The 23,417-nt window shown below is 57.9% G+C and carries 25 protein-coding genes; 12 read left to right on the forward strand and 13 right to left on the reverse strand.

What is annotated here, in order from left to right; all coding sequences use genetic code 11:
* Positions 1–87: 87 nt before the first annotated feature.
* The 3 genes from RDL77_RS04290 to tam all read right to left on the reverse strand — a co-directional run bounded on the left by RDL77_RS04290 (position 88) and on the right by tam (position 3,699).
* Positions 88–1,788 (reverse strand): glycosyltransferase family 39 protein, encoded by a 1,701-nt coding sequence (locus RDL77_RS04290; protein ID WP_288191917.1) that lies wholly within the window; start codon positions 1,786–1,788, stop codon positions 88–90.
* Between the two features lie 112 nt (positions 1,789–1,900).
* Positions 1,901–2,692, reverse strand: a complete 792-nt coding sequence (locus tag RDL77_RS04295; protein ID WP_223613922.1) for a phosphatase PAP2 family protein — start codon at positions 2,690–2,692, stop codon at positions 1,901–1,903.
* 206 nt (positions 2,693–2,898) lie between these two features.
* Positions 2,899–3,699 (reverse strand): trans-aconitate 2-methyltransferase, encoded by an 801-nt coding sequence (tam, locus tag RDL77_RS04300; RefSeq protein ID WP_288191953.1) that lies wholly within the window; start codon positions 3,697–3,699, stop codon positions 2,899–2,901.
* A 129-nt stretch (positions 3,700–3,828) separates the two neighbouring features.
* On the opposite strand from tam, the gene RDL77_RS04305 reads away from it, so the two are divergent.
* Both RDL77_RS04305 and RDL77_RS04310 read left to right on the forward strand, forming a co-directional pair.
* Entirely contained in the window at positions 3,829–4,779 is a 951-nt protein-coding gene (locus RDL77_RS04305) for a LysR family transcriptional regulator (RefSeq protein ID WP_288191918.1), read from the forward strand.
* A 71-nt stretch (positions 4,780–4,850) separates the two neighbouring features.
* Entirely contained in the window at positions 4,851–5,492 is a 642-nt protein-coding gene (locus RDL77_RS04310; protein WP_288191920.1) for a LysE family translocator, read from the forward strand.
* Positions 5,493–5,498: 6 nt separating this feature from the next.
* Here the strand turns inward: RDL77_RS04310 and RDL77_RS04315 are convergent, their stop codons facing one another.
* The 5 genes from RDL77_RS04315 to RDL77_RS04335 form a co-directional block, all read right to left on the reverse strand.
* A complete protein-coding gene (locus RDL77_RS04315; RefSeq protein WP_223613918.1) occupies positions 5,499–5,936 on the reverse strand; it encodes a hypothetical protein in 438 nt (145 codons plus the stop codon).
* On the reverse strand, positions 5,933–7,114 hold the full coding sequence (gene rlmN, locus RDL77_RS04320) for a 23S rRNA (adenine(2503)-C(2))-methyltransferase RlmN (RefSeq protein ID WP_223614135.1): 1,182 nt from the start codon (positions 7,112–7,114) through the stop codon (positions 5,933–5,935). Before rlmN ends, RDL77_RS04315 begins: the two co-directional genes overlap by 4 nt.
* 180 nt (positions 7,115–7,294) lie before the next feature.
* A complete protein-coding gene (locus RDL77_RS04325; RefSeq protein ID WP_223613917.1) occupies positions 7,295–7,798 on the reverse strand; it encodes an invasion associated locus B family protein in 504 nt (167 codons plus the stop codon).
* Between the two features lie 296 nt (positions 7,799–8,094).
* Entirely contained in the window at positions 8,095–8,475 is a 381-nt protein-coding gene (locus RDL77_RS04330; RefSeq protein ID WP_288191922.1) for a YkvA family protein, read from the reverse strand.
* A 78-nt stretch (positions 8,476–8,553) separates the two neighbouring features.
* Positions 8,554–8,850: a 4a-hydroxytetrahydrobiopterin dehydratase gene (locus RDL77_RS04335; RefSeq protein ID WP_223613915.1), complete on the reverse strand. Its 297-nt coding sequence runs from the start codon at positions 8,848–8,850 to the stop codon at positions 8,554–8,556.
* A gap of 56 nt (positions 8,851–8,906) precedes the next feature.
* Between RDL77_RS04335 and RDL77_RS04340 the strand changes: the two genes are divergently transcribed.
* Positions 8,907–9,377 (forward strand): low molecular weight protein-tyrosine-phosphatase, encoded by a 471-nt coding sequence (locus RDL77_RS04340; RefSeq protein WP_288191923.1) that lies wholly within the window; start codon positions 8,907–8,909, stop codon positions 9,375–9,377.
* Here the strand turns inward: RDL77_RS04340 and thpR are convergent.
* Positions 9,329–9,922: an RNA 2',3'-cyclic phosphodiesterase gene (gene thpR / locus RDL77_RS04345; RefSeq protein ID WP_105734179.1), complete on the reverse strand. Its 594-nt coding sequence runs from the start codon at positions 9,920–9,922 to the stop codon at positions 9,329–9,331. The two genes, RDL77_RS04340 and thpR, sit on opposite strands and share 49 nt — an antisense overlap.
* Positions 9,923–10,142: 220 nt before the next feature.
* Positions 10,143–10,823 (reverse strand): arylesterase, encoded by a 681-nt coding sequence (locus RDL77_RS04350; RefSeq protein ID WP_288191924.1) that lies wholly within the window; start codon positions 10,821–10,823, stop codon positions 10,143–10,145.
* A gap of 70 nt (positions 10,824–10,893) precedes the next feature.
* Here RDL77_RS04350 and RDL77_RS04355 point away from each other — a divergent pair, with 70 nt between their 5' ends.
* From RDL77_RS04355 to RDL77_RS04370, 4 genes are all read left to right on the forward strand, one after another.
* Positions 10,894–11,598, forward strand: coding sequence for an ABC transporter ATP-binding protein (locus RDL77_RS04355; protein WP_223613912.1), 705 nt, complete (start codon positions 10,894–10,896; stop codon positions 11,596–11,598).
* Positions 11,595–14,159, forward strand: coding sequence for an ABC transporter permease (locus RDL77_RS04360; RefSeq protein WP_288191925.1), 2,565 nt, complete (start codon positions 11,595–11,597; stop codon positions 14,157–14,159). Before RDL77_RS04355 ends, RDL77_RS04360 begins: the two co-directional genes overlap by 4 nt.
* A gap of 191 nt (positions 14,160–14,350) precedes the next feature.
* Positions 14,351–15,127, forward strand: coding sequence for a Bax inhibitor-1/YccA family protein (locus RDL77_RS04365; RefSeq protein WP_288191926.1), 777 nt, complete (start codon positions 14,351–14,353; stop codon positions 15,125–15,127).
* Between the two features lie 99 nt (positions 15,128–15,226).
* Entirely contained in the window at positions 15,227–15,775 is a 549-nt protein-coding gene (locus tag RDL77_RS04370; protein WP_288191927.1) for a GNAT family N-acetyltransferase, read from the forward strand.
* Between the two features lie 6 nt (positions 15,776–15,781).
* On the opposite strand, the gene RDL77_RS04375 is transcribed toward RDL77_RS04370, so the two are convergent.
* The 3 genes from RDL77_RS04375 to acnA form a co-directional block, all read right to left on the reverse strand.
* Entirely contained in the window at positions 15,782–16,153 is a 372-nt protein-coding gene (locus RDL77_RS04375; RefSeq protein ID WP_223613908.1) for a DUF2794 domain-containing protein, read from the reverse strand.
* Positions 16,154–16,548: 395 nt separating this feature from the next.
* Positions 16,549–17,319: a thioredoxin family protein gene (locus RDL77_RS04380; RefSeq protein WP_288191929.1), complete on the reverse strand. Its 771-nt coding sequence runs from the start codon at positions 17,317–17,319 to the stop codon at positions 16,549–16,551.
* A gap of 207 nt (positions 17,320–17,526) precedes the next feature.
* Positions 17,527–20,214 carry an aconitate hydratase AcnA gene (acnA, locus tag RDL77_RS04385; protein WP_288191930.1) on the reverse strand — a complete coding sequence of 896 codons (2,688 nt, stop codon included), beginning with the start codon at positions 20,212–20,214 and terminating at the stop codon, positions 17,527–17,529.
* A 300-nt stretch (positions 20,215–20,514) separates the two neighbouring features.
* Between acnA and ccmA the strand changes: the two genes are divergently transcribed.
* The 5 genes from ccmA to RDL77_RS04410 all read left to right on the forward strand — a co-directional run bounded on the left by ccmA (position 20,515) and on the right by RDL77_RS04410 (position 23,413).
* Entirely contained in the window at positions 20,515–21,126 is a 612-nt protein-coding gene (gene ccmA / locus RDL77_RS04390; RefSeq protein ID WP_288191931.1) for a heme ABC exporter ATP-binding protein CcmA, read from the forward strand.
* Positions 21,126–21,791: a heme exporter protein CcmB gene (ccmB, locus tag RDL77_RS04395; RefSeq protein WP_288191932.1), complete on the forward strand. Its 666-nt coding sequence runs from the start codon at positions 21,126–21,128 to the stop codon at positions 21,789–21,791. The genes ccmA and ccmB overlap by 1 nt, the downstream gene beginning before the upstream one ends.
* A gap of 91 nt (positions 21,792–21,882) precedes the next feature.
* Complete coding sequence (locus RDL77_RS04400; protein ID WP_223613903.1) at positions 21,883–22,647, forward strand: heme ABC transporter permease; 765 nt, start codon at positions 21,883–21,885, stop codon at positions 22,645–22,647.
* Positions 22,648–22,649: 2 nt separating this feature from the next.
* Positions 22,650–22,820 carry a heme exporter protein CcmD gene (ccmD, locus tag RDL77_RS04405; RefSeq protein ID WP_130271284.1) on the forward strand — a complete coding sequence of 57 codons (171 nt, stop codon included), beginning with the start codon at positions 22,650–22,652 and terminating at the stop codon, positions 22,818–22,820.
* Complete coding sequence (locus RDL77_RS04410; protein ID WP_223613902.1) at positions 22,817–23,413, forward strand: DsbE family thiol:disulfide interchange protein; 597 nt, start codon at positions 22,817–22,819, stop codon at positions 23,411–23,413. The genes ccmD and RDL77_RS04410 overlap by 4 nt, the downstream gene beginning before the upstream one ends.
* Positions 23,414–23,417 lie beyond the last annotated feature (4 nt).

Raw genomic sequence — 23,417 nt, forward strand, 5'->3', positions numbered from 1 at the left:
GTCGTTTGGTGAAGATGGAGGTTCTTTTATCAGGTGAGGGGATGTTGGCAAGATCGGCTTTGGCTGCAGCGGACCTGTACGGGGAAATCAGCTGCGGATAGCCACGTAACCGTGCTCACCATATCGCTCGCGGGCCTCCTGCAACGTGCCCGTTTTCAGCGCGGAAAGGAAATCCTGTATGTGAATGCGCCGCCAGCCGGCTGTAACCTCTTCCACGGCAAAACCTCGTTGTGCCAATGCATCTGCAATGTGCTTGTCGGTCGAAAGAACGACTTTCACGCCGGGATCAATCTCTGCAGGCGGAAACACGGTCCTTTGCCTGAATTGTGCATCAAAATTGGCGTGAAGCCGGATTTTCGCAGCGTCCAGCACGGGTCCGACGAAGAGGACTTGGTTCTCCTGGAGATGCAATGTGTTGATCCTGGCCGCGAGAGGCTTGCCGATGTCCGGTACAAGCAGAGCCTTTGCAACGGGGGTAACGGCTAATGTGCTGACCATGGCAAGCACGGCGGCGGAGGCTGCCAGACCATGCATTTTCAGGCCGGCGTTAACGACCCACAGCGTCGTCATGACGCCTGCGATCCCGGCTGCCAATCCTGCCACATATAGTGGCGACAACAATTGTATCCCGACCAAGAATACGCCGGCGATAGGGATGGCTGCAAACAGGATGATGATGCGCAATACCCGCCGAACCAATTTTTCGAAGCGGGAATCTGTCACTTCCTGAAACCCGCAGGCGAGAAGCACGCAAAGCAGCGGTATAACGGGAATGACGTAACGGTGAGAGGGAAGGCTATTGAGGGAAAAAATAATCGAAACGGCAATGATCCAGCCGAGGAAGAAGGGGGCTATGCCGTTGAGTGAATCCCTCTCCAGTCTCAGTCCCGCTTTCCGCGCGCCATAGAAAAGCAACCCCAGCCAGACAAATGTCGGACCGATGAGGCCGGCGAAGCTGTGGATCAATCCCATGGCGATGATATCCGGATTGACATTGATCTTGTCTGAAATCTGGTCGGCAACGAAATCGGCCGAAAGCATGCTTGGTGTGTGCAGAGACTGATAGATGAACCAGATGCCGACGATGCCGAGGCACACGGCGATTGTCAGGGGCTGCCACAGGCGCTGGCTGCGCCGGCGTAGCGCCGGCACCGTCATGCAGTAGAGCAGGATATAGCCGAGCATTGCCACGGGAAGGAGGCCCTTGGCCAGAATAGCCAATCCCGTACCGGCATAGGCAAGAATGCCGTAGACGTGGTGATGGTCATCACGGAAGAGAAGGCCGACAAAGCCGAGCATGCCGATGAGCATGAACATGGTCAGGGGCATGTCAGGAATGGCGTTGACACAGGCGCGCAGGAAGACGGCATTCGTTGCCAGAAGCGAAGCTGCAAGCAATGCCGTTCGGTCATTGCGCGTGATAGTGCGGGCCAGGCAGAACGTGATCAGCAGCGTGGCCGCCCCGGCTATCAGCCACAGGAAGCGCGATCCGAGCACGGAGATCCCGAAGATTTTCATGCCGGCTGCGCTCATCCAGTATGTGAGGGGCGGCTTTTTCAGCCGGACATCGCCCTCCGCCGTATGCGGTGTCAGGTAATCGCCCGTGTGCAGCATGATGACAGCACCATTGGAGTAATGGCGTTCGTCGGGAAAATGCGTGATGAGGTTGCTGGCAAGCGGGAGAAGGCTCACGATCAGGGCCAAGGCCAACATGAGAACAAAGCGCCGGCTTGCAGCTGAATCCACCGCGTCGTCCGAAATGCTCAGGCTTGGATTCTTCTGAAGCATCGTCTGATTGTCGCGCTTGTTGTTGTCCCCTCAGTTTTAATAACCCGAACGAACAGTAGCGCCAATAAAAATTTATGTCTTCAACAGGGGACGTACTATGCGGTTTCAGCGGTTACTTGATTCTCTGTTTGGATGTGCCACGCCAATGCCCCGTCCACGACTCGCAAATCGTGGTCAGCACGCAGAAAACAATCACGGTTGAAAGAGACCCAAGGACGACGTCGGAGAGATAGTGCCGGCCAAAAGCAACGCGAAGGAAATCGGTGGTTATGATGATAGCAGCGATGGGCCACATGAGCTTTTTCCTTGTCTGATGGGGCCACAAGGGCAAAAGGCAGACAAGCCAAGCTATCCCGGCAGCTTCCCCGGAAATAAAGGAGCAATTGTGCTGGCAGACGTGCGACCATTCAGCCGCCGCCACGAAGGGCTGCTCCCCGCCGAAAAGCCATGTGTTCGCGGGCCGCGGACGTCCGATGAATTCCTTCATGAACGCGTTGACCAACAGACCGGGGCCGATGGCCAGCGTAAGAAGCGATACGATTGATATGCGAATGCGCTCGTGATTCCAGCGGAGACCGGAGGCAACATCGCGCAGCGCGATGGTGACGACCACGGAAGCGGCCACGATGGGCAGGGCATAGAAGACACGCCGCAGTGTCTTGAAAAGCGGCACCGATGCGGCAGGAAAATCCCCGCAAATTTTTGCGGTCGCAGTGGCGATGCAGTCAGAGCTCAGGAAGAAAAACGACGAAACGGCCTTGTCGATCTCAGGCGCGCGGTTAAACAGGATGGCCAGGGCCGCCCACACGAGGATAAGGCTGATCGCAAGGGCTGGCTGGCTCCAAACGCCGAAGCCATAGAGCGCTTTACCGCATGAAGCAGATGTTGTTCGGTAATAGACCATGCGGCTCTCAAAGGCTGAAAAACTTGCCTGTTCTGGCTTGCGATGATTGCAGTGTCATTACAGAGCATATTTTTCCAGTGACTGCAGAAAAGTATTTAATTAAGGCCGCGCAATGTCAGTATTTTGATGTCTTAAATGCAAATAGCGGCCATTGGGCCGCCATGGGTATGGAAAATCCGTGCCTCAGATAGGGCGTGAATGCCGCCTTAGCGGGTAGCTACCATGAAAAGCCGCGGGAAAGGCAGCAAAACCGTGCCGTCAGGCAGCGCCGGATAAGCTTCCGCAACCGCGTCCGTATACCGTTTGAGATAGGACGCCCGTTCGGTTTCATTGAGCGGGTCCAGATATGGCCGCAGGCCCGTTCCTTTAAACCATTCGACCACGGCTGCAGCTCCTCCGGCAAGCGGGTGGTGGTAAGTGGTTTGCCAGATATCAACCCTGGACGCTATCGGCCGCAGGATTCGGTAATACCACTCCGCGCTCTGCCGCGGCGACCTTTGCCCCGCTGATTTCGCCAGTTTGGCCGCCCATGGGCCGTCAGCGGCTATTTCCCGCATCAGACGGTGTGTGGGTTCATCCAGATTGTTCGGAATCTGGATTGCGAGGCTGCCGTCCACGGCCAGTTTGCTGACAAGGGCTGGCAACAGGGTGGCGTGGTCCGGAAGCCATTGCAGCACCGCATTGGCAAGAATGACATCATAGGGTCCCTGTGCATCCCATCGTGCGATATCAGCGACGTCGAAGCGGATTTCAGGAAGCCGTTTGCGGGCTGCTTTGACCATATCCTCGGAGCTGTCCATTCCCGTTGCAACTGCCCTGGGAAAACGGGCAATGAGGACTTCCGTGGAATTGCCGGGACCGCAACCGATATCAATCACGGATCGGGCGTATACGCCGGGTACCGCCGCCAGGAGATCGCGGACTGGACGTGTCCGCTCATCTTCAAATTTCACATATTGTTCGGCTGACCAGCTCACAACGGGTTTCCTTTTTGTTGCCCGCCGGATAGGCGGGACGATAGGGGCAAGTCATGGCGCATCGCTTGGCCCCAAAGCAGTGCATTGGCAGAATAGGCTTTCTGCCTTATGATTTCCAATGCATGCTTTTTACAATTTCAATACTTTCAAGGTATGGTGATGATTGATCTGCGGCGTCTTCGCGCTTTTGTTGTCTTGGCAGAGGAAGGCCATGTGACGCGGGCTGCCGAGCGGTTGGGTATACAGCAACCGCCGCTGACGCGGCTCCTGCAGGGGCTGGAGGCGGAACTGGGTGTAATCCTGATGCACCGCATGCCGCGCGGCGTTCGTCCCACCGAGGCCGGAAAAGTGCTGCTTGATGAAGCCAAGATCATTCTGGAGCGCGCCAATGGTGTTGCCGATATGGTTCACCGGGCGGCACGCGGCGAACAGGGCCGTCTGGCCATCGGCTTCACCAGCTCTGCTGCCCTGCATCCTTTCGTGCCGAAAGCGTTGCGGGCTTTTCATGAAAGCCTGCCGAAACTTTCCGTCGTGCTGGAAGAAGCCGGCACGGCTGAGTTGGTGGATGCGCTCATGCATGAACGGCTCGACGCAGCCTTCATTCGCTCTCCCGTAGGACGCACGCCGGGCCTGCGGATCGATGCCGTGCTGGAGGAACCGATGCTCGTCGCGCTGCCGATGGGGCATAGGCTGGCGCGGGATACTGCCTCGCGGCTGCTGCTGACAGAATTGGCCACCGAACCCTTCATTCTCTATCGCCGCACCGCAGGGCCAGGCCTCTATGACACCATTCTGACCGCATGCCGGGAGGCGGGGTTCAGCCCGGCTGTCGCGCAGGAGGCACCGCGCTTGACCGCAACGCTGAGCCTGGTGGCTGCAGGATTCGGTATTTCCCTCGTGCCTGCATCGATGCGGCGCCTTGGCGGCGACGATATCGCCTACCGGGCGGTTGCGGGCAGTTCCAAACTGATAGCCCCGTTGCTTCTGGCCATGCGGCAGACGCATCCGGCACCGGCCCTCGCGCAATTTCGCGGTCTCGTGCAGCGCATGACAGCAGAAATGCGCGCAGCGAATCTGGCTGATGCCGCGGCGGATCGGGGAAATCGCTAGACCCCTCAGAATCGGGTGGCCAAAAGGACGGTTCCGCGTTAGCTTCCCCCAGTTTTTCGACGGAGCCTCCCATGACCTTCATTCCCGAATGGCCGATTATCCTGCAGTTCGCGATTGCAACCTTTGTTCTTTCGATCACTCCGGGTCCCGATATGACGCTTTTCGTGGGGCGGGCTCTTTCCGAGGGAAAAGTGGCCGGGTTTGCGTGTCTGTCCGGTGCCAATTGCGGAATTGTGGTGCATACAACAATGGTCGCACTCGGCCTTTCCGCGTTGATTATCGCATCGCCATCCGCATTCCTTGCGCTGAAAGTCGTTGGTGCGGGTTATCTCGTGTGGCTCGCCTTTCAGGCTATCCGCAAGGGATCAGCCTTTTCTCCAGAGAAGAAGAGCGGCCAGTCGCACACATTGTTCCAGAATTGGCTGACGGGGATCGGCATCAATCTGCTCAACCCCAAGATCATCCTGTTCTTCATGACGTTTCTGCCGCAGTTCGTGTCGGCAAGCGATCCGCATGCGCCGGGCAAGCTTTTCTTCCTTGGCCTGCTGTTCATCCCGTTGTCTTTGCCGGTGGTAACGCCGATGATTCTTGCAGCTGACCGGTTTGCCGGTCTTCTCAAGAAGAACCCGACGGTTACGCGGGTGACCGATTGGCTGTTTGCCGGGGTGTTTTCGGCCTTTGCGACAAAAATCCTGATGGCTCAGGCGAAGTAGGCGCCTCTATGCGGTGGGGCCACCGGAGCGCGGGGGCATCACCAGCCCGGCGCTTCGCCCGGAAACAAGCCAATAGACAAAGCCCCCGACAACGCCGGTGGCGAGGATGGCCGCGAATGTGTCGATGTCTTCGGTCTGTGGCCGCCACTTCCAGACGATGATGACAACGGCGGTCGCTGCACCGCCAAGGGCGTAGAACAACAAGTCCCGCCATGCGGTCAGTTCTGCAAACAAGATGAGGATACAGGCGGGAATGAAGACGCTGTAGCCAATCATCGTGGCAAAGATCGGAACCGTGGAATACAGGAATGGGCCTTCGCTTCCGATGGCTTCCGTGCTGCCGAGCCAGAGAAGGTTGAGAAACAACGATGCGGCGAAGGTCGCGCAAACGAAACCGAAAACGATCAGGGCAAAGCGGAAGATATAGAAGGCGATCTGGCTCAATCTTCACCGTGCCCGGCGATCATGGCAGCCTCAAATGCCAAACGCTCTGTCTTCTTCATTCGTTCCGATTCCGACTTCAGCTGACCGCATGCCGCCAGAATATCGCGGCCTCGGGGGGTGCGGATGGGTGAAGCATAACCGGCATTGTTGACGTAGTCAGCGAATTTCTCGATCTGCTCCCATTCCGAGCACTGGTAATTGACGCCAGGCCAGGGGTTGAAGGGAATGAGATTGATCTTGGCGGGAATGCCTTTCAGCATGCGCACCAGTTCCTTGGCATCAGCCAGCGAGTCGTTCACACCCCTGAGCATCACATATTCGAAAGTAATGCGCTTGGAGTTGGACAGGCTTGGATAGGCCCGGCAGGCATCCAACAGTTCCTTGAGCGGATATTTCTTGTTGATCGGCACCAGCATATCGCGCAGGTCATCGTTTACCGCATGCAGGGAAATGGCAAGCATGACGCCGATTTCCTCACCGGTGCGGTAAATCTCCGGCACGACGCCCGATGTCGACAGCGTGATACGCCGCTTCGACAGCGACAGGCCGTCACCGTCGGACGCAATCAGCAGTGCCTTCTTGACGTTCTCGAAATTGTAGAGCGGTTCGCCCATGCCCATCATGACGATATTGGAGACCTTGCGGCCTTCGGCGGGAACAATGGCACCGTCCGGTGTGTTGCGATCCGGAAAATCGCCGAGCCGGTCACGGGCAATCAGCAACTGCGAGAGAATTTCTTCCGCCGTCAGGTTGCGCACCAGTTTCTGGGTGCCCGTATGGCAGAAGGAGCATGTGAGCGTGCAGCCGACCTGGCTGGAAATGCACAGCGTGCCGCGGCCTTCCTCGGGAATATAAACGGTTTCGATCTCCACCGGCCGGCCGGCACCGCGCGGCGGAAAGCGAAAAAGCCATTTGCGCGTGCCGTCAGTGGAAATCTGTTCCTCGACGATTTCTGGCCGGGCAATGGTGAAATGCCGGTCGAGGAGCTCGCGCATATCGCGGGAAATGTTGAGCATATCGGCGAAATCCGACACACCGCGGACATAGAGCCAGTGCCAGAGCTGGGCGACGCGCATCTTGACCTGACGCTCGGCTACGCCGATTTCGGCCAAAGCCTCGCCCATCTCGGCACGGGACAGGCCGATCAGTGTCGGCTTGCCATTCATGGCGGCAAGCATGGCATCACGGGATTTCTCCCGGGCGAAGGACTGTGTCTCAGGCAAAACGGACATTGGGTTTTCTAACGTTCTCTAGTGAAGCGCGGCTCATATCATGTTCTGGCCGTTCCGTCACCTCCACAAGCAAAAAGGCCGGACACGTGCTGTCCGGCCTCTGCAAAAGAAGAAGATTCAGGCGGTTTACTTGCAGGTGGCGATGGCTTTGAGCGCCGCCGATACGCCCTTGAGCGAATAGGTGTAGCTGGTCTTTGTCCCGCGCTTGGAAACCGCGGCGATGGACATGGTATGGCCGGTGCGCAGCGCCGCCACAAGCTGCGGCTCTTCCGCCGCGTTTTCCATCCAGCCATGACTGCCATTGGTGAACATGGAGAAGCTGCGTGAATCGATGGTGACGGTCACTTTCGAATTGACCTGAAGGTCGTACCCAGCCTTGAATTGCGGTTCGAAGCTGACGTTCTGGCCGGGCTTCTGGCTGACCATGAAGAAGTTGTCGCCGTGGTCAATCTTTGCGGGCTGCTTGTCGACCGGTACGGACAGGACATAGCAAACCTTGCCCTTGCCCTGCTGGTAGCTATAGGCGCCCCATGCGTTGAACTGGCTGATCTGACTTGGGGTCTGGGCAAGAGCCGTCCCTGTCAGCCCAAGCATGAGCACAGAGGTCGCTGCGATTGATTTTCCAAACATGTTACCTACCAGTTTTTATCGTTCATTTCATAACTGACGAACCGGCAAGAGCCGCCAGGCCCCACTGTCCAGTTCGCTTTCTCTTAATTTGACTTAATCTGGGTTACCAAACGGTGAAGACGGGGTCAAAAAAGCGATTTTGTCAGCGAGAAGATCACGTTGTCCGCGCAAAATCCCACGGTGGCACTCCAGCGGAATAAAAGCGGCGACACTTTGACAATTCATCCCATCACGCGGATGTGATGCAAAAACGGCTGGTAACGGTTCCGGATTCTCCAGACTTACCGCCCACTACCCTAGTTGTCCTTGTCCAGGTTCTCGATTGCTTTCTTTGCCGCCTCACGATGCGCTGGTGTCACATGGTTGCGAATGGCATTCAGTGCAGCCATCAGCACCGCAGCGTCGTCGGTAAAGCCAAGGCCCACAATGAAATCGGGAATGATGTCGAACGGCATGACAAAGTAGGCAAGCGCAGCAAGAAGCGTACCGCGAACCCATGTCGGAGTTGCAGGGTCCAAGGCACAGTAATACCCGGCAATCACCTCGTCGAGAAAGGGGATGGACTTGGCGGCCTTGCGCGCAGTTTTCCAGAACCGGGCGCGCACCGTTTCTTCGCGGGCACGCTGTTCATACGTGCTGCCCGGCCGCAGAATTTCACCAATCTTGACGTCGTCCATTCCTCTTCCTTCAGGTCTGTTCAGGAGACAACATGGGAAGACACGCCTGTTGCTGCAAGAGTTTTGTCGATATTATCGTCAAAGGGCAGCGAAACGGTCCATCGCCCGGGCCATTGTGACATCAAGTTCGGTGATGCCATCGGCGTCGTGGGTGGCAAGAGTGACGTCAACGCGATCGTAGACGTTGAACCATTCGGGATGATGGTCCATCTTTTCGGCGATAAGGGCCACACGGGCCATAAAGCCGAATGCCGCGTTGAAATCCTTGAATTTGAATGATTTGTTGATTGCCTCGCGGTCACCGGTCCTGGACCAGCCGGTCAGTTCCTGCAATGCCTTGTCGAGTTCGCTGGGATTTAACCGGTTGCGCGCCATGCTGTGTTTCCTCATATACGGTCATTGCTTTGCTTCCAACCATAGTGCAACGGCCCATGAAAACCCATCCACTTCGCTCTGTCCTTTTTGTCTGTCTGGGCAATATCTGCCGGTCGCCGCTGGCGGAAGGTGTGTTCCGGTCGGTCCTTGCAGCAGAAGGAAAAGACCGGGGCATCCATATCGATTCCGCCGGAACCAATGGCTATCACACGGGCGAGGCGCCCGATGAGCGCTCCATCCTGGCGGCCAGGCAACACGGGATCGATATCTCAGACCAGCGTTGCCGGCAGCTCAAGGCGGAGGATTTCGTGAGTTTTGATCTGATCCTTGGCATGGACCGCGCCAACGTCGCCGCCATCCAAGACCGGCGACCGGCCAATGCGACCGCCGAGACCGGGCTCTTCAGTGAAATCGCACTTGGCGAAGCCAGTCAGATACCCGATCCCTATTGCGGCACCCAGGCCGATTTCGAGCGGGTTTATCGGATGGTCCTCAAGGCCTCCAAAGGCCTCTCGAAGCGCTTCTGATAGGTGCGTGCCGATTCCAGCGGCCATGCTTCCTCGACGATGTAAGGGCCGCCGCCGACGGAATCGCGTGATGACATCAGGACAAAGCGCCCGATGGTGAAGGGCATGGTGGAAAAGTTGCCGCGCGAGGCGAGATAATGCGCCACTTCTTCGTTGCGGGCATTGCGCAAGCGCGCCAGCGTGACATGCGGCGTGAATTTCCGCGGATCGGCCGGCAGCATCAACCGCTGGCAAATACGCTCGATTTCCGCATGCAACGCCTGAATATCAGGGGAGGGCGAAACGGCGGCAAATACGCTGTGGGGTTTCTTGGACCCGAATGCGTTGACGCCCGAAAGCTGCAGGGTGAATTCCGGCCGCCTTATCCGATCAAGCGCGTTGGCGACCTCGTCGGCCACATGGCCTTCGACATCACCGATGAAGCGCAGCGTGATGTGATAGTTTTCAACATCGATCCATCGGGCACCTGGCAAACCACCGCGCAGGAGCGACAGTGAGAGAGCGGCGTCCCTCGGGATCTCGAGGGCAGTAAAGAGACGCGGCATAAGGCATCCTCCCCGAATCGAGTTGTAACCTCAGGGAATCATTGAATGAGTCCAAGAGCAAGGCACAATTTCACATTCTTTTGCGCCGCGACAAATAAGACACGCAAGATGTGGTGTGAAGATGACAACAATGTGGATAGCTTGCCCTTGAGGTTAAGGGCATCGGGATGATCAAATAGGCCCTGGGCCTGTCTTGCCCAAGGGCTCTACAGAGAAAGCCTCACTGCTCGGTGTCGGATGTGTCCGAGGTAACCGTTGGCTGTTTGATGGTCTTCTGCATGATGGGAAGGAACCCCTTCACCATGACCGCAACGCCTTGGGTGGTCGGGTGCATTCCATCCGCCTGCAGCAGCGAGGCCTGTGTCGCAATACCCTCCATGAAGAACGGATAAAGCGGAACATCGTATTTCTTGGCGAGATCCGGGAAGATCGCGTTGAATTTCTCTTCGTAGTCGCCGCCCATGTTCGGTGGGGCGAGCATTCCGGCGAGTATCACCTGAATTTTGCGCTTCTGCAGCTTCTCGATCATCTCGGCCAGGTTCTTTTCGCTGATCTCCGGCGAGATGCCGCGCAATGCGTCATTGGCACCCAGCTCGAGGATGACGAGATCGGTGCCATCAGGGACGGACCAATCAAGGCGTGCAAGGCCCCCGGTCGTGGTATCTCCGGCGACACCGGCATTGGCGATCGAAATCTCGACGCCCTTGTCTTTCAAGGACTTTTCCAGCTGTGCGGTGAAGGAATCCTGTACGGGAAGCTCGAAACCGGACATCAGGCTGTCGCCGAACCCGACAACGGAGAGAGCGTGGCCGGACACGGGATTTTGATTGGCCAAGGTCAGAGAGGGCAGGGCAACAAGGCCGAGCGACACAACGATCTTTATCAATGGTTTGAATATCATGTTCGGGTACCCATATCTGACCGGATGCGACTTAAGTCAGTGTCGACCATAGCGTAAAGGATCTGCATTCGTGACTAAATCTGTCATCACACTCGATCACATTGAGTTGACTCTCGGGACGGGTGCTTCCTCGGTGCATGTGCTCAAGGGCATATCCCTTGCCATCGTCGGCGGGCAATCGGTGGGCATCGTCGGGCCTTCGGGCTCGGGAAAGTCGACCTTGCTGATGGTGCTGGCCGGACTTGAGCGGATCGATTCCGGCTCAGTCGAGATTGCCGGGCAAAAACTGGAGACGATGAGCGAGGATGCAACGGCAGCCTTTCGCGGCAAGAACATCGGGATCGTTTTTCAGTCCTTCCACCTCATTCCCAACATGACCGCGCTGGAAAATGTCGCTGTTCCGTTGGAGCTGGCGGGGCATCCCGACGCTTTTGAGATCGCTCGGCGTGAGCTGGCCGCGGTCGGCCTGGCAGACCGTGTCACCCACTATCCCGGCGAACTGTCCGGCGGCGAACAGCAGCGCGTGGCCATCGCCCGCGCCCTTGCGCCATCACCGAAAATCCTGATTGCCGATGAGCCAACCGGCAATCTTGATACGACGACCGGCCGGCAGATCGCCGATCTGCTCTTCCAGAAACAGAAGGATCTCGGTCTCACCCTGGTGCTGGTCACCCATGATCCGGCGCTTTCGGCCCGCTGCGATCGCGAGATCAAAGTCCGTTCAGGACTGATCGAGGCGGATGAAGACGCCCCGCAACTGAAGAAAACCGCATGAGTGTCAACGGTTCCGCTGCATCGCCGTCGCTCAAGCTGGCCCTGCGTTTCGCATTGCGCGAAATGCGCAATGGCCTGTCGGGGTTCTATATTTTTCTTGCCTGCATTGCACTTGGCGTAGCCGCGATTGGCGGCGTCAATTCGGTGGCCAATTCGGTCACATCGGGCATTTCCACGCAAGGGCAGGGCATACTTGGCGGAGATATCCGCTTTCAGCTCAATCAGCGCGAGGTCAATGCGGAAGAACGTGCCTTTGTTGAAAGCAAAGGCCGTGTCGCGGTCGCTGCCAACATGCGTTCCATGGCCCGGCTGGCCGATGGTTCCGATCAGTCTCTGGTGGAGGTGAAAGCCGTCGACAATGCCTATCCGCTTTACGTATCGCTAGATACCGCGCCGAAGCTGGATAAGGGCGCTCTCTTTGGCGAAAAGGATGGTGCATTTGGCGCTGCCGTTGCCCAGATTTTTCTCGACCGGCTCAATCTGAAGCTCGGTGACCGGGTCTTGCTTGGCTCAGCGACATTTGAATTGCGGGCGGTGATCGACAACGAGCCGGATGTATTGTCGGACGGTTTTGGGTTTGCGCCGCGTTTTCTTGTCTCGCTTGACGGATTGCGCGCCGCGGGCCTGGTTCAACCGGGCAGTCTGGTCGAACACAGCTACAAGATTGCCCTGCCGGCAGGTGCCAGCGAGGCAGATATTGCAAGCATTCGCAATGAAGCGCAGGAAAAATTCCCGCAGGCCGGCTGGACCATCCGCAGCCGCTCCAATGCTGCTCCGTCGCTGAGTGCCAATGTCGAGCGGTTCTCGCAGTTCCTGACATTGGTCGGGTTGACGGCACTGATCGTCGGCGGTGTCGGCGTGGCCAATGCGGTCCGGGCTTATCTCGACGCAAAACGCGGTGTCATTGCCACGTTCAAGTCGCTGGGTGCGCCGGGCTGGTTTGTCATCGCCGTCTATCTCATTCAGATCGTGCTGATTGCCCTGCTCGGTATCGCCGCTGGCTTGATCCTGGCTGCAATCATTCCCTATGTCGCAGGCTACGCCTTGCAGAGCGTGCTGCCCATTGCGGCCAAGGGCGGCTTTTATCCGGGCGCACTGGCGTGGGCCGCACTGTTCGGCCTGTTGACCACATTGGCGTTTGCCATCCTGCCCCTGGGCCGGGCACGCGATATTCCGGCGACGGCCTTGTTCCGCGAACAGGGTTTTGATCAGCGCGGCTGGCCAAAACCTGTCTATATCGCGGTGGCGGCTGTTCTTGTCGCCACGCTTTGCGTCCTGGCGGTGGTGTTCGCCTATGACCGGCGTATTGCCGTCACGTTCATCGGTGCGGTCGCTTTTTCGTTCCTTGTGCTACGCGCTGTCTCCAGCCTTGTGCAATGGCTGGCGCGGCGTGCGCCCCGGGTTCGCTCCACGGCGCTTCGCCTTGCCATCGGCAATATTCACCGGCCCGGCGCGTTGACGCCGTCGGTCGTCCTGTCGCTCGGATTGGGACTGACACTGCTGGTGACGCTGGCGCTGATCGATGGCAGCTTGCGCCAGCAGCTCGCCGGCAACTTGCCGGAACGGGCACCGAACTTTTTCTTTGTCGATATCCAGAGTACGCAGGTCGACCAGTTCACCAGCCTTCTGCAGAAGGCTGCGCCGCAAGGCAAGATTGTCAGCGCGCCAATGCTGCGCGGCCGCATCGTTGCCTTCAACGGCACGGATGTCGGCAAGCTGACCATACCGCCGGAAGGGGCATGGGTGTTGCGTGGGGATCGCGGTATTACCTACGCCAAGAAGATACCGGAAAACTCGGTGCTGACAGCGGGTACCTGGTGGCCCGAAGGTTACACCGGCGAGCCGCTGGTATCCTTCTCGGCCGAGGAGGCGCGTAACCTTGGCCTCAAGCTTGGCGATACGGTCACCGTCAATGCGCTCGGCCGCAACATCACGGCGCGCATTGCCAACTTCCGGCAGGTGGAGTGGGAATCGCTTGCGATCAATTTCGTCATGGTGTTCTCGCCCAATGCTTTTGCCGGTGCCCCGCATGCCTGGCTTGCCACGCTCACCGATCCCTCTGCGACAACACAGGAAGAGGCCACGGTCATGCGTGATGTGACCCGGGCTTTTCCCGCCGTCACGTCCGTGCGGGTGAAGGATGCCATTAGCATTGCCAATGAGCTGGTCGGACAGCTGGCGGTTGCGATCCGCGCCGCGGCGTCGGTGGCTCTGATCGCCTCCATCCTTGTGCTCGGCGGCGCGCTTGCGGCCGGCAACCGCGCCCGCGTGCATGACGCGGTGGTGCTGAAAACCCTTGGCGCCACGCGGCGCACTCTGATCAAGGCGTTCAGCTACGAATATGTCATCCTGGGGCTGGCGACAGCGACTTTCGCGCTCCTGGCGGGCGGATTGGCGGCCTGGTATGTGGTTGTGCGGGTGATGAAGCTGCCTGCATCATTCCAGCCGGAAGTGGCGGTTTCCACGCTGGTCCTGGCGCTGGTTCTGACCGTCGGATTTGGCCTAGCGGGAACCTGGAGAATCCTTGGTCAAAAGGCGGCTCCAATCCTGCGAAACCTCTGAAATCGTTAAAAAAGCGTAATATGCGAGCGTTTTGCCCGCATTTGCCGTCCAAACACGCGATCTTGAGTAAAACAGGTCTTGTTATCGCCCTGCTGAATCCCCATAATTCACCGCAAGGCATGCTGGGGTCCCGCCAGCGGCGCCTGGGAATAACCCCCGACACCCGACGGGACGAAGCAATGAGGAAAACCATGGCTGACTATCGCAACATCCAGGCCCGTACATCGGCCGGAGTGCGTGTGGACGCGGGGATCGATCAAGGTCTACGCAGCTACATGCTGAAGGTCTACAATCTGATGGGGATCGGTCTCGCAGTGACCGGTCTTGCCGCGCTTGCAATTGTTTATCTCGCAACCACCAATGACGCATCACTTGCCGCGCATCAATTGCCGAATGGCAAGATGCTGACCAGCCTTGGCGTGGCGCTTTACGGCTCGCCCCTGCGTTGGGTTGTTATGCTCGCACCGCTCGCAGCGGTGTTCTTCTTGAGCTTCCGCATTGAGAAAATGAGCGTTTCGGCGGCCCAGACAACCTTCTGGGTTTATGCTGCGCTCGTCGGTGTTTCTCTGTCATCGATCTTCCTTGTCTATACGTCGGGAAGCATCGTGCAGACATTCTTCATCACCGCTGCATCCTTTGGTGCGCTGTCGCTCTACGGCTACACGACGAAGCGCGATCTCTCCGGAATGGGTTCGTTCCTGTTCATGGGTCTGATCGGCATTCTCCTTGCCGGTTTGGTCAACATCTTCCTGCAGTCCAGTGCTTTGCAGTTTGCAATCTCTGCGATCGGCGTTCTGGTCTTTGCAGGTCTGACGGCCTATGACACCCAGAGCATCAAGGAAATGTACTATGAAGGTGACAGCTCGGACACCTATGGCCGCAAGGCGATCATGGGTGCGCTGCGCCTCTATCTCGACTTCATCAACATGTTCATGTTCCTGTTGCAGTTCCTCGGCAACCGCAACTGATCCTGGACGTTATGAACGAGTGAAAAAGGGCAGCGGAAACGCTGCCCTTTTTCTTGGCGGCATTGCATTCATCCGGTATTTTTGCGATCGATTGCGGTCATGACCAGCATTCATATCCGCCCGGCACAGCCCGCTGACCTGCCCGCTATCACCGCAATCTATCGCGATGCGGTTCTGCATGGTACGGCCACCTACGAGATCGAGCCGCCCGCGCTGACGGAGATGACCAAGCGGTTCCATACGATCACCAGTGATGGTTTCCCCTACAGCGTGGCAGAGATGGACGGCATCGTGAGCGGCTACGCCTATGCCAGTTATTTCCGTACCCGCCCGGCCTATTGGTGGAGTGTCGAGGATTCGATCTACATTGCGCCGCAAGCCAAGGGCAAAGGCATGGGTAAAGCCCTGCTTCAACGCTTGATCATCGATTGCACAGCGCTTGGATTTCGCCAGTTCATCGCTGTTATCGGTGATGGTCACGCTGCGTCAGCGTCGGTGCGCCTGCATACCAGTTGTGGTTTCAGGCATTGCGGCACCATTGAAGGATCGGGTTTCAAGCACGGCCGCTGGCTGGATACGGTTCTCATGCAGCTTGATATGAATGGCGGGACCACGACCCTCCCGGGGCCGGCCCCTTTGAGAGGCTGAGCAGCTCTAGCTCCGCACAACCCGCAGCGATTTGTCGAAGATCCTGAGTACCCTGTCGAGCTCCGTGCCGCGCTTAAGAATAAGACCGCTCGCGGCAATCACGCTATAGGCGCCTTGCTTGCGGGCCAGCCGCGGATTTTTCTCGATCCGGAACATCGGCACTTCACTGGTTCGGCGAAACACAGAAAACACAGCCCGGTCATTCAGGTGGTCAATGGCATAATCGCGCCATTCGCCTGCTGAAACCATGAAGCCGTATATTCTGAGGATTTGATCAAGTTCCCGCCGATTGAATGTAACGGGGAGATCACGTGCGCCGGAGAGTGAAATGAGTTTCGCCTGCTGTTGCGATTCGTCGCCACCTGCATTGCTGTCCATCAATCAATCCGCCCTTAGATTTGCCGTATGACAACTGGATGACAGAAGGGTGACCTGTTCCGCCCGCATTTACAAGCCTGTAAGTGTCAGGGCGCGCGCAATTGAACGCAAAAATGTCGCTGCTACTGTGCCTTTCACAAAGGAATACGCCCTGTTTCCATTGGTGATGTCTGGCCACAGTTTCGCCATGTTGCACTCGCATTGCCGCCGGATTTCAGACCCACCTTCAGCTCGTTGTCTGAGACGGTTCGGTCTTGAGCGGTCCGATACCCCAAGCCCCCCGCCCAAACGGGCTGTTCTGGCCGAACCATTCAGTCTCTCAATGGCAACAAGCCCCAAGACTTCAGGCTGGTTTTACCAGCCTTTTTTCTTGTCAGCAGAAATGCTCTTTAAAATCAGGGCTTTGTCATGATCGAGGCGCCGATGATAGGCCCCGGTTTGCCTTCACCAAGCATTTCCTGCAACAGGACAGCGCAGCCGGAAGCCTTCTTGCTGGCGATTTCGGTCAGCGGAATTTCGATCTTCTGGGATTTGCCATCCCACATGCCAACCGTTTCCATCGCGCGGACGCTGTTGGCGTAGCTGACATTGCGCCCGCCGTTCTCGCCATCGGGTATGGAAACAATGGTTTCCTTATTGAAATAGGCAAGAAGAACGCGCACAGGATTTTTTGCGGCAGGCCCCTCACCAATATTGATGACCAGGCGATCCGGGGAGGTTTTTTCGATCGATACGGGAATTGTCAGGCCAGAATCACTATTGCGCATCTCATCGATTCGGCGCCGGATTTTACCGCCGTCCTGACCGTTTACATGCTCGCGACCATTGAGGATTGCCTGCGGTGTGTAAACACCTGTCAGTCCAAGTGCCTTGCGATAGGCATTCTGCCGCGCGGTATTTTCGGGCAGGGCAAGATTGTCCACCCACCCGCGATAATCCCAATAGTCAACATGGAAGGCCAGTGCGACGACTTTCCCTTCCGCGACCAGCTGTTTGAGGACGGCATCGGCAGGTGGGCATGAGCCGCAGCCTTGCGAGGTATAAAGCTCAACGACGCCATCCGGTTTCGTGCCGATGCTCCCGGCATAAACCGGCCACGTGAACCCCGCCGCTACAAGGAGCGGGCAGGCGATCAGAATGGCTTTGAGCAGAGGGCGCAGGGTCAAGGGTACGAGCTTTCTTCCCGAATTTTTCTTTGATCTTGTATGAGAGTGATTGCCAGACAATTGATAGGGATGCGTTTTATCAAGAGGAAGTCACTTTGAGGTGAATTCGATCACGTTTACAGGCAAAACCATATAATTATTGGCGAAATCGCGAAAAAAAGACCGCCGGGCAACCGGCGGTCTCCGATTTCAGAACTTTTCGCTGCTTTAAGCGGCGAGATCGCGCAGCACGTACTGCAGGATGCCGCCGTTCTTGAGGTATTCCAGCTCATCGATTGTATCGATACGGCAGATCAGCGGTACCTGCTTGACCGTACCGTCGGCGAACGTCACCGTGGCATGGGTTTTCTGGCGCGGCTGGATTGTGGCAAGACCGTCGATGGAAACTGACTCGTCGCCCTTCAGGCCAAGCGACTGCCAGCTCGTGCCCTCTTCCAGCACGAAGGGGACGATGCCCATTCCCACGAGATTCGAACGATGGATACGCTCGAAAGACTGGGAAATCACAGCGCGAACGCCGAGAAGGTTCGTGCCCTTGGCAGCCCAGTCACGCGATGAACCATTGCCGTATTCGATACCGGCAAAGATGACCAGCGGGACATTCTCGCTGCGGTACTGCATGGCGGCATCATAGATCGGCATTTCCTCTTTCGAGGGGTAATGGATCGTGTACCCGCCTTCGCGGCCATTTTCGCCAAGCATGTGGTTGCGGATGCGGATGTTGGCGAACGTGCCGCGCATCATCACTTCATGGTTGCCGCGACGCGTGCCGTACTGGTTGAAGTCCAGGGGTGCCACACCGTGATCGGTCAGGTATTTGCCGGCAGGCGAGGCTGCCTTAATCGAACCGGCCGGAGAGATGTGGTCGGTGGTGATCTTGTCGCCGAAGAGACCAAGGATACGCGCACCCTTGATATCGTTGACGATGCCGGGTGTCTTGCCCATGCCGACAAAGTAGGGCGGGTTCTGCACATAGGTCGAGTTGTCGTCCCATGCGTAGGTCTGGCCAGCCGGCACCTTGACGTCCTGCCAGTTCTGGTCGCCCTTGAACACATCCGCATATTTGGATGCGAACAGCTTGCGGGTGACGTTCTTGGTGATGAACTCCTGGATCTCGTGCGAAGACGGCCAGATATCCTTGAGGAACACCGGGTTGCCGTCCTGATCTTCGCCAAGCGGCTCGGTTGTCAGGTCCTTGGTGACCGATCCAGCCAGGGCATAGGCAACAACCAGCGGCGGAGAAGCCAGGTAGTTCGCCTGGACGTCCGGCGAAACGCGGCCTTCAAAGTTGCGGTTGCCGGAAAGCACGGCTGCAGCGATCAGACCCTTGTCATTGATGGTCTTGGAGATCGGTGCAGGCAGCGGGCCGGAATTGCCGATGCAGGTGGTGCAGCCGAAACCGACCAGATTGAAGCCGAGCTTGTCGAGCTCAACCTGCAGGCCGGCATTTTCAAGATAGGCGGCAACAACCTGTGAGCCGGGCGCCAGTGACGTCTTCACCCAGGGCTTGGACTTCAAACCCTTGGCAGCGGCGTTGCGGGCGAGGAGGCCGGCTGCAATCAGCACACTCGGGTTCGAGGTGTTGGTGCAGGAGGTGATCGCCGCAATGGCAACATCGCCATGGCCGAGATCATAGTCTTCGCCTTCAACCGGATAACGGGCATCAAGCTGCGTGGTCTTCTTGTATTCCTTCTGCAGCGATTCATGGAAACCGGAGGCAATGCCCTCGAGGGCGATACGGCCTTCCGGACGCTTCGGGCCGGCCATGGACGGCACCACGGTTCCGAGATCGAGTTCCAGCGTGTCGGTGAAAACAGGATCGGCCGAGCCGGGTTCGCGCCACATGCCCTGCGCCTTCGAATAGGCTTCGACCAGTGCCAGACGCTCTTCGTCGCGGCCGGACATATGCATGTAGTTGATGGTTTCGCGGTCGATCGGGAAGAAGCCGCAGGTGGCGCCGTATTCCGGACCCATATTGCCGATGGTGGCACGATCAGCCAGCGTCATGCTCTCGAGGCCGGGGCCGAAGAACTCGACGAACTTGCCGACGACGCCCTTCTTGCGCAGCATCTGAACCACGGTGAGCACGAGATCGGTTGCCGTGACGCCTTCCTTGACCTTGCCGGTCAGGCGGAAGCCGATGACTTCAGGCAAGAGCATGGAAACCGGCTGACCCAGCATGGACGCTTCCGCTTCGATGCCGCCAACGCCCCAGCCCAAAACGCCAAGGCCGTTGACCATGGTCGTGTGCGAATCAGTGCCAACGCAAGTATCGGGGTAGGCGACGGTGACGCCGTCTTCTTCCTTGGTCCAGACTGCCTGGGCCAGATATTCAAGGTTGACCTGATGGCAGATGCCAGTGCCCGGAGGAACAACGCGGAAATTCTTGAATGCCTGCTGGCCCCACTTCAGGAAGCGGTAACGTTCGCCATTGCGCTCGTATTCGAGATCAACATTGCGCTTGAAAGCCTGCGGATTGCCGAACTCGTCAACAATCACCGAGTGATCGATAACCAGATCAACCGGGACGAGCGGATTGATCTTTTCCGGGTCGCCACCAAGGTTGACCATGGCATCGCGCATTGCTGCAAGGTCCACAACCGCAGGAACGCCAGTAAAGTCCTGCATGAGAACGCGGGCCGGGCGATAGGCGATTTCAGCGCCGGCACTGCCGCGATCGACAAGCCATTTGGCGACGTTTTCGATGTCCTTCTTGAAAACCGAACGATTGTCTTCAAAGCGAAGCAGGTTTTCGAGGAGGACTTTCATGGAGAAGGGGAGCTTGGAAATGCCTTCCAGGCCGTTTTTCTCAGCTTCGGTCAAGCTGTAATAGACATATTCCTTATCCCCTACGGATAGGGTTTTACGGCATTTGAAACTGTCGATTTGAGACATGTTGCGTCGTCCTTATGCTACTGGCCTCACCCGGGACGAACGCCTTTGCCGCGTTTCAAGGACGCGCTAAGGTGCGGGTGCAGTCATTTCCGCTGTCCGTCCCGCTACAGGTCCGAAAAGGCGCCCGTATTGAAGATCGGCCAAAAATGGTTTCCATGCCGACCGCTGGCATGGTTGACTGCTATATAGAGATTTTCATCGATCTGTGCCAGACCGACATTCGTCAAAATTTGAGACTGCGTCGAAATGCACATGGGTCATTCCGGGCGGCACGTCGGGGTTAACAAGAGCGGGAACTTCATGCGGTTAGTCGCCGAAAATCTGGCAGGGGAGCGGGGCGGGGAGATTTTGTTTTCCGGGCTGAACTTTGCCGTCGCGGGTGGAGAGGCGCTGATGATTACGGGGCCGAACGGGGCCGGGAAATCAACGCTCCTGCGAATCATCGCCGGACTTCTGGACAAAGCCGAAGGCCGTATCCGGCTTGACGATGCGCCATCGGGTTTCGACGGGCTTGTTTCGGCCTGCCATTATCTCGGTCACCTCAATGCCATGAAACCCGTCCTGAGCGTCGAAGAGAATCTGCGCTTCTGGCAGTCGTTCAGCGGCATCGGGAACCATACCGTTGGTGAAGCGCTGGACCGCGTGCAGCTCGGCGATATCGGCCATCTGCCGTTCGGCTATCTCTCCACTGGGCAAAAACGGCGTGCCAGCATCGCGCGGCTCCTGATCAGCCATCGCCCGGTCTGGCTTCTGGATGAACCGACAGCGGGCCTCGACAAAGGATCGGAGGATCAGTTTGCCGGCGTCATGCATGCGCATCTTTCCGGCGGCGGTATTGTCGTCGCCGCAACCCATCTGCCGCTGGGATTGGACGGGGCTCAGGAACTCGTGATGGGGAGGGGCGGTTTCTGATGCTTTCGCTGTTTCTCCGCGACACCCGATTGGGTCTGCGTGCCGGTGGAGGCGTGCTGATCGGGATATTGTTCTTTCTCGCCGTTATCGCCGTCGTGCCGTTCGGTGTCGGGCCGGATTTGAAGCTCCTTGCGCGAATCGGACCTGCGATGCTGTGGATCGGCGCCCTTCTGGCGACGCTGCTCGGTCTCGACCGGCTGTTTCAGGCCGACCGCGACGACGGATCTCTCGATCTGCTAATCATGGCTTCGGACCGGCACATATTGGCATTGACCGTACTGGTGAAATGCCTGGCGCATTGGAGCACGTGTGTGCTGCCTCTGGTCATAGCTTCCCCTTTGCTCGGCCTGTTCATGAACATGGAGCCCGCAGCCATCGGCGCCACAACCCTGACCCTGCTCGTCGGCACACCGGCTATCACGCTGATCGGCGCCGTCGGCGCCGCGGTTGCCGTCGCACTGCCGCGCGGCGGCCTGCTCGTGTCGGTGATCATCCTGCCTTTGACCATTCCCGTGCTGATCTTCGGCGTGTCGGCAGCCTACGGGGCAGTGGAAGACCCCGCGCCTTTTGTCGCGCCCTTTCTTATTCTCGTTGCAATTACACTGTTCTTTGCGGTCATTGGACCGCTGGCAGCCGCCGCAGCGTTGAAATCGTCGGCTGATTGACATGCGCCGCGCGACGCACGATCCTTTCGGGCTTGGGAGGATCATGTGATGGTGAATTGCGAAACAGAGCCCGGGAAGCTAAGAAATCGCCATGACTGAAGCTGTTTCAAAAGCCGGACGCTGGATCGATCTGGCCAACCCAACCCGGTTCATCAACTTTGCCGGGATCGTGCTGCCATGGCTTGTCGGGATCACATTGCTGGTTCTGGCTGCCGGATTGTGGATGTCCTTCCAGGCGCCCGATGACTATCAGCAGGGTTCGACCGTCAAGATCATGTTCATCCATGTGCCTTTCGCATGGCTGTCGATGATGTGCTACACGGTCATGAGCATTTCAGCCATCGGAACGTTGGTCTGGCGTCACCCGCTGGCGGATGTCTCCGCCAAGGCAGCAGCGCCCATTGGCGCTGCTTTCACGGCTCTCGCGCTCATTACCGGCTCGTTGTGGGGCAAACCCATGTGGGGCACCTGGTGGGTGTGGGACGCACGGCTGACTTCGGTTTTCGTGCTGTTCCTGATGTATCTCGGCATCATTGCGCTGACCCGGGCGATGGACGATGCGGCAAAATCCTCCAAGGCGACGGCCATCCTGACGCTGGTCGGTTTTATCAACATTCCGATCATCAAGTTCTCCGTCGACTGGTGGAATACACTGCATCAGCCCGCATCGGTTATCCGCATGGGAGGACCCACCATTCATCCTTCATTGCTCTGGCCGCTTCTGGTGATGGCCGTTGGCTTCACGCTCCTGTTCTTCACCCTGCACATCATGGCCATGCGCAATGAGATCTGGCGCAGGCGGGTTGTCGCCATGCGCCGTATCGCGGCACGCAGTGCGGAACGGAGGGGAGTGTAATCATGACCCATACGGCTTTTGTCCTCGCGTCCTACGGCGTGTCCATAGCTGTCCTCGTGGCGCTCGTCGGCTGGATACTGATCGATCAGCGCACGCAGCGTCTCGCGCTGCAGGAGCTGGAAACCCGTGGCGTACGCCGCCGCTCTGAGGCGCGAACGGATAACGCATCGTGAGCGGACCGGATATCAAAGGACAGGCTCCACACCGGCGCTTCTCGCTGTTTGCGTTCCTGCCCCTGCTGCTCTTTGTGGTTCTGGCCGGTATCTTTGCCTTTCAGCTGGCGCTCGGGCGGGACGAAAGTGTCATCCCCTCGGCATTGATCGGTAAGCCCGCCCCGAACCTGACCCTTCCGCCTCTGGCAGGGTTGACCAAGGGCGGGCAACCGGTTCCGGGTATGGAACCCGCCGCCTTCAAGGGCCAGCTGACACTGGTCAACGTCTTCGGCTCGTGGTGTGTGCCATGCCGTGCGGAACATCCGCTGCTGATGCAGCTCGCCAAGGACAAGCGGTTTCGCATCGCCGGTCTCAACTACAAGGACAAGGACGAAAACGCGCTGAAATTCCTGGGTGAGCTTGGCAATCCGTTCGACATGATCGGTGTTGATGCGAGCGGCCGGGCCGGGATCGAATGGGGCGTCTATGGCGTGCCGGAAACTTTCCTTGTCGGTCGCGACGGCACCATTCTCTACAAGCACGTCGGACCTTTCAGCGAGGCATCGATCCGCGATGATCTGATGCCTGCTGTCGAAAAGGCGCTGAAGCCTTAGAGCG

The sequence above is a fragment of the uncultured Phyllobacterium sp. genome (assembly GCF_902479695.1).
GTDB classification, from domain to species: domain Bacteria; phylum Pseudomonadota; class Alphaproteobacteria; order Rhizobiales; family Rhizobiaceae; genus Phyllobacterium; species Phyllobacterium calauticae.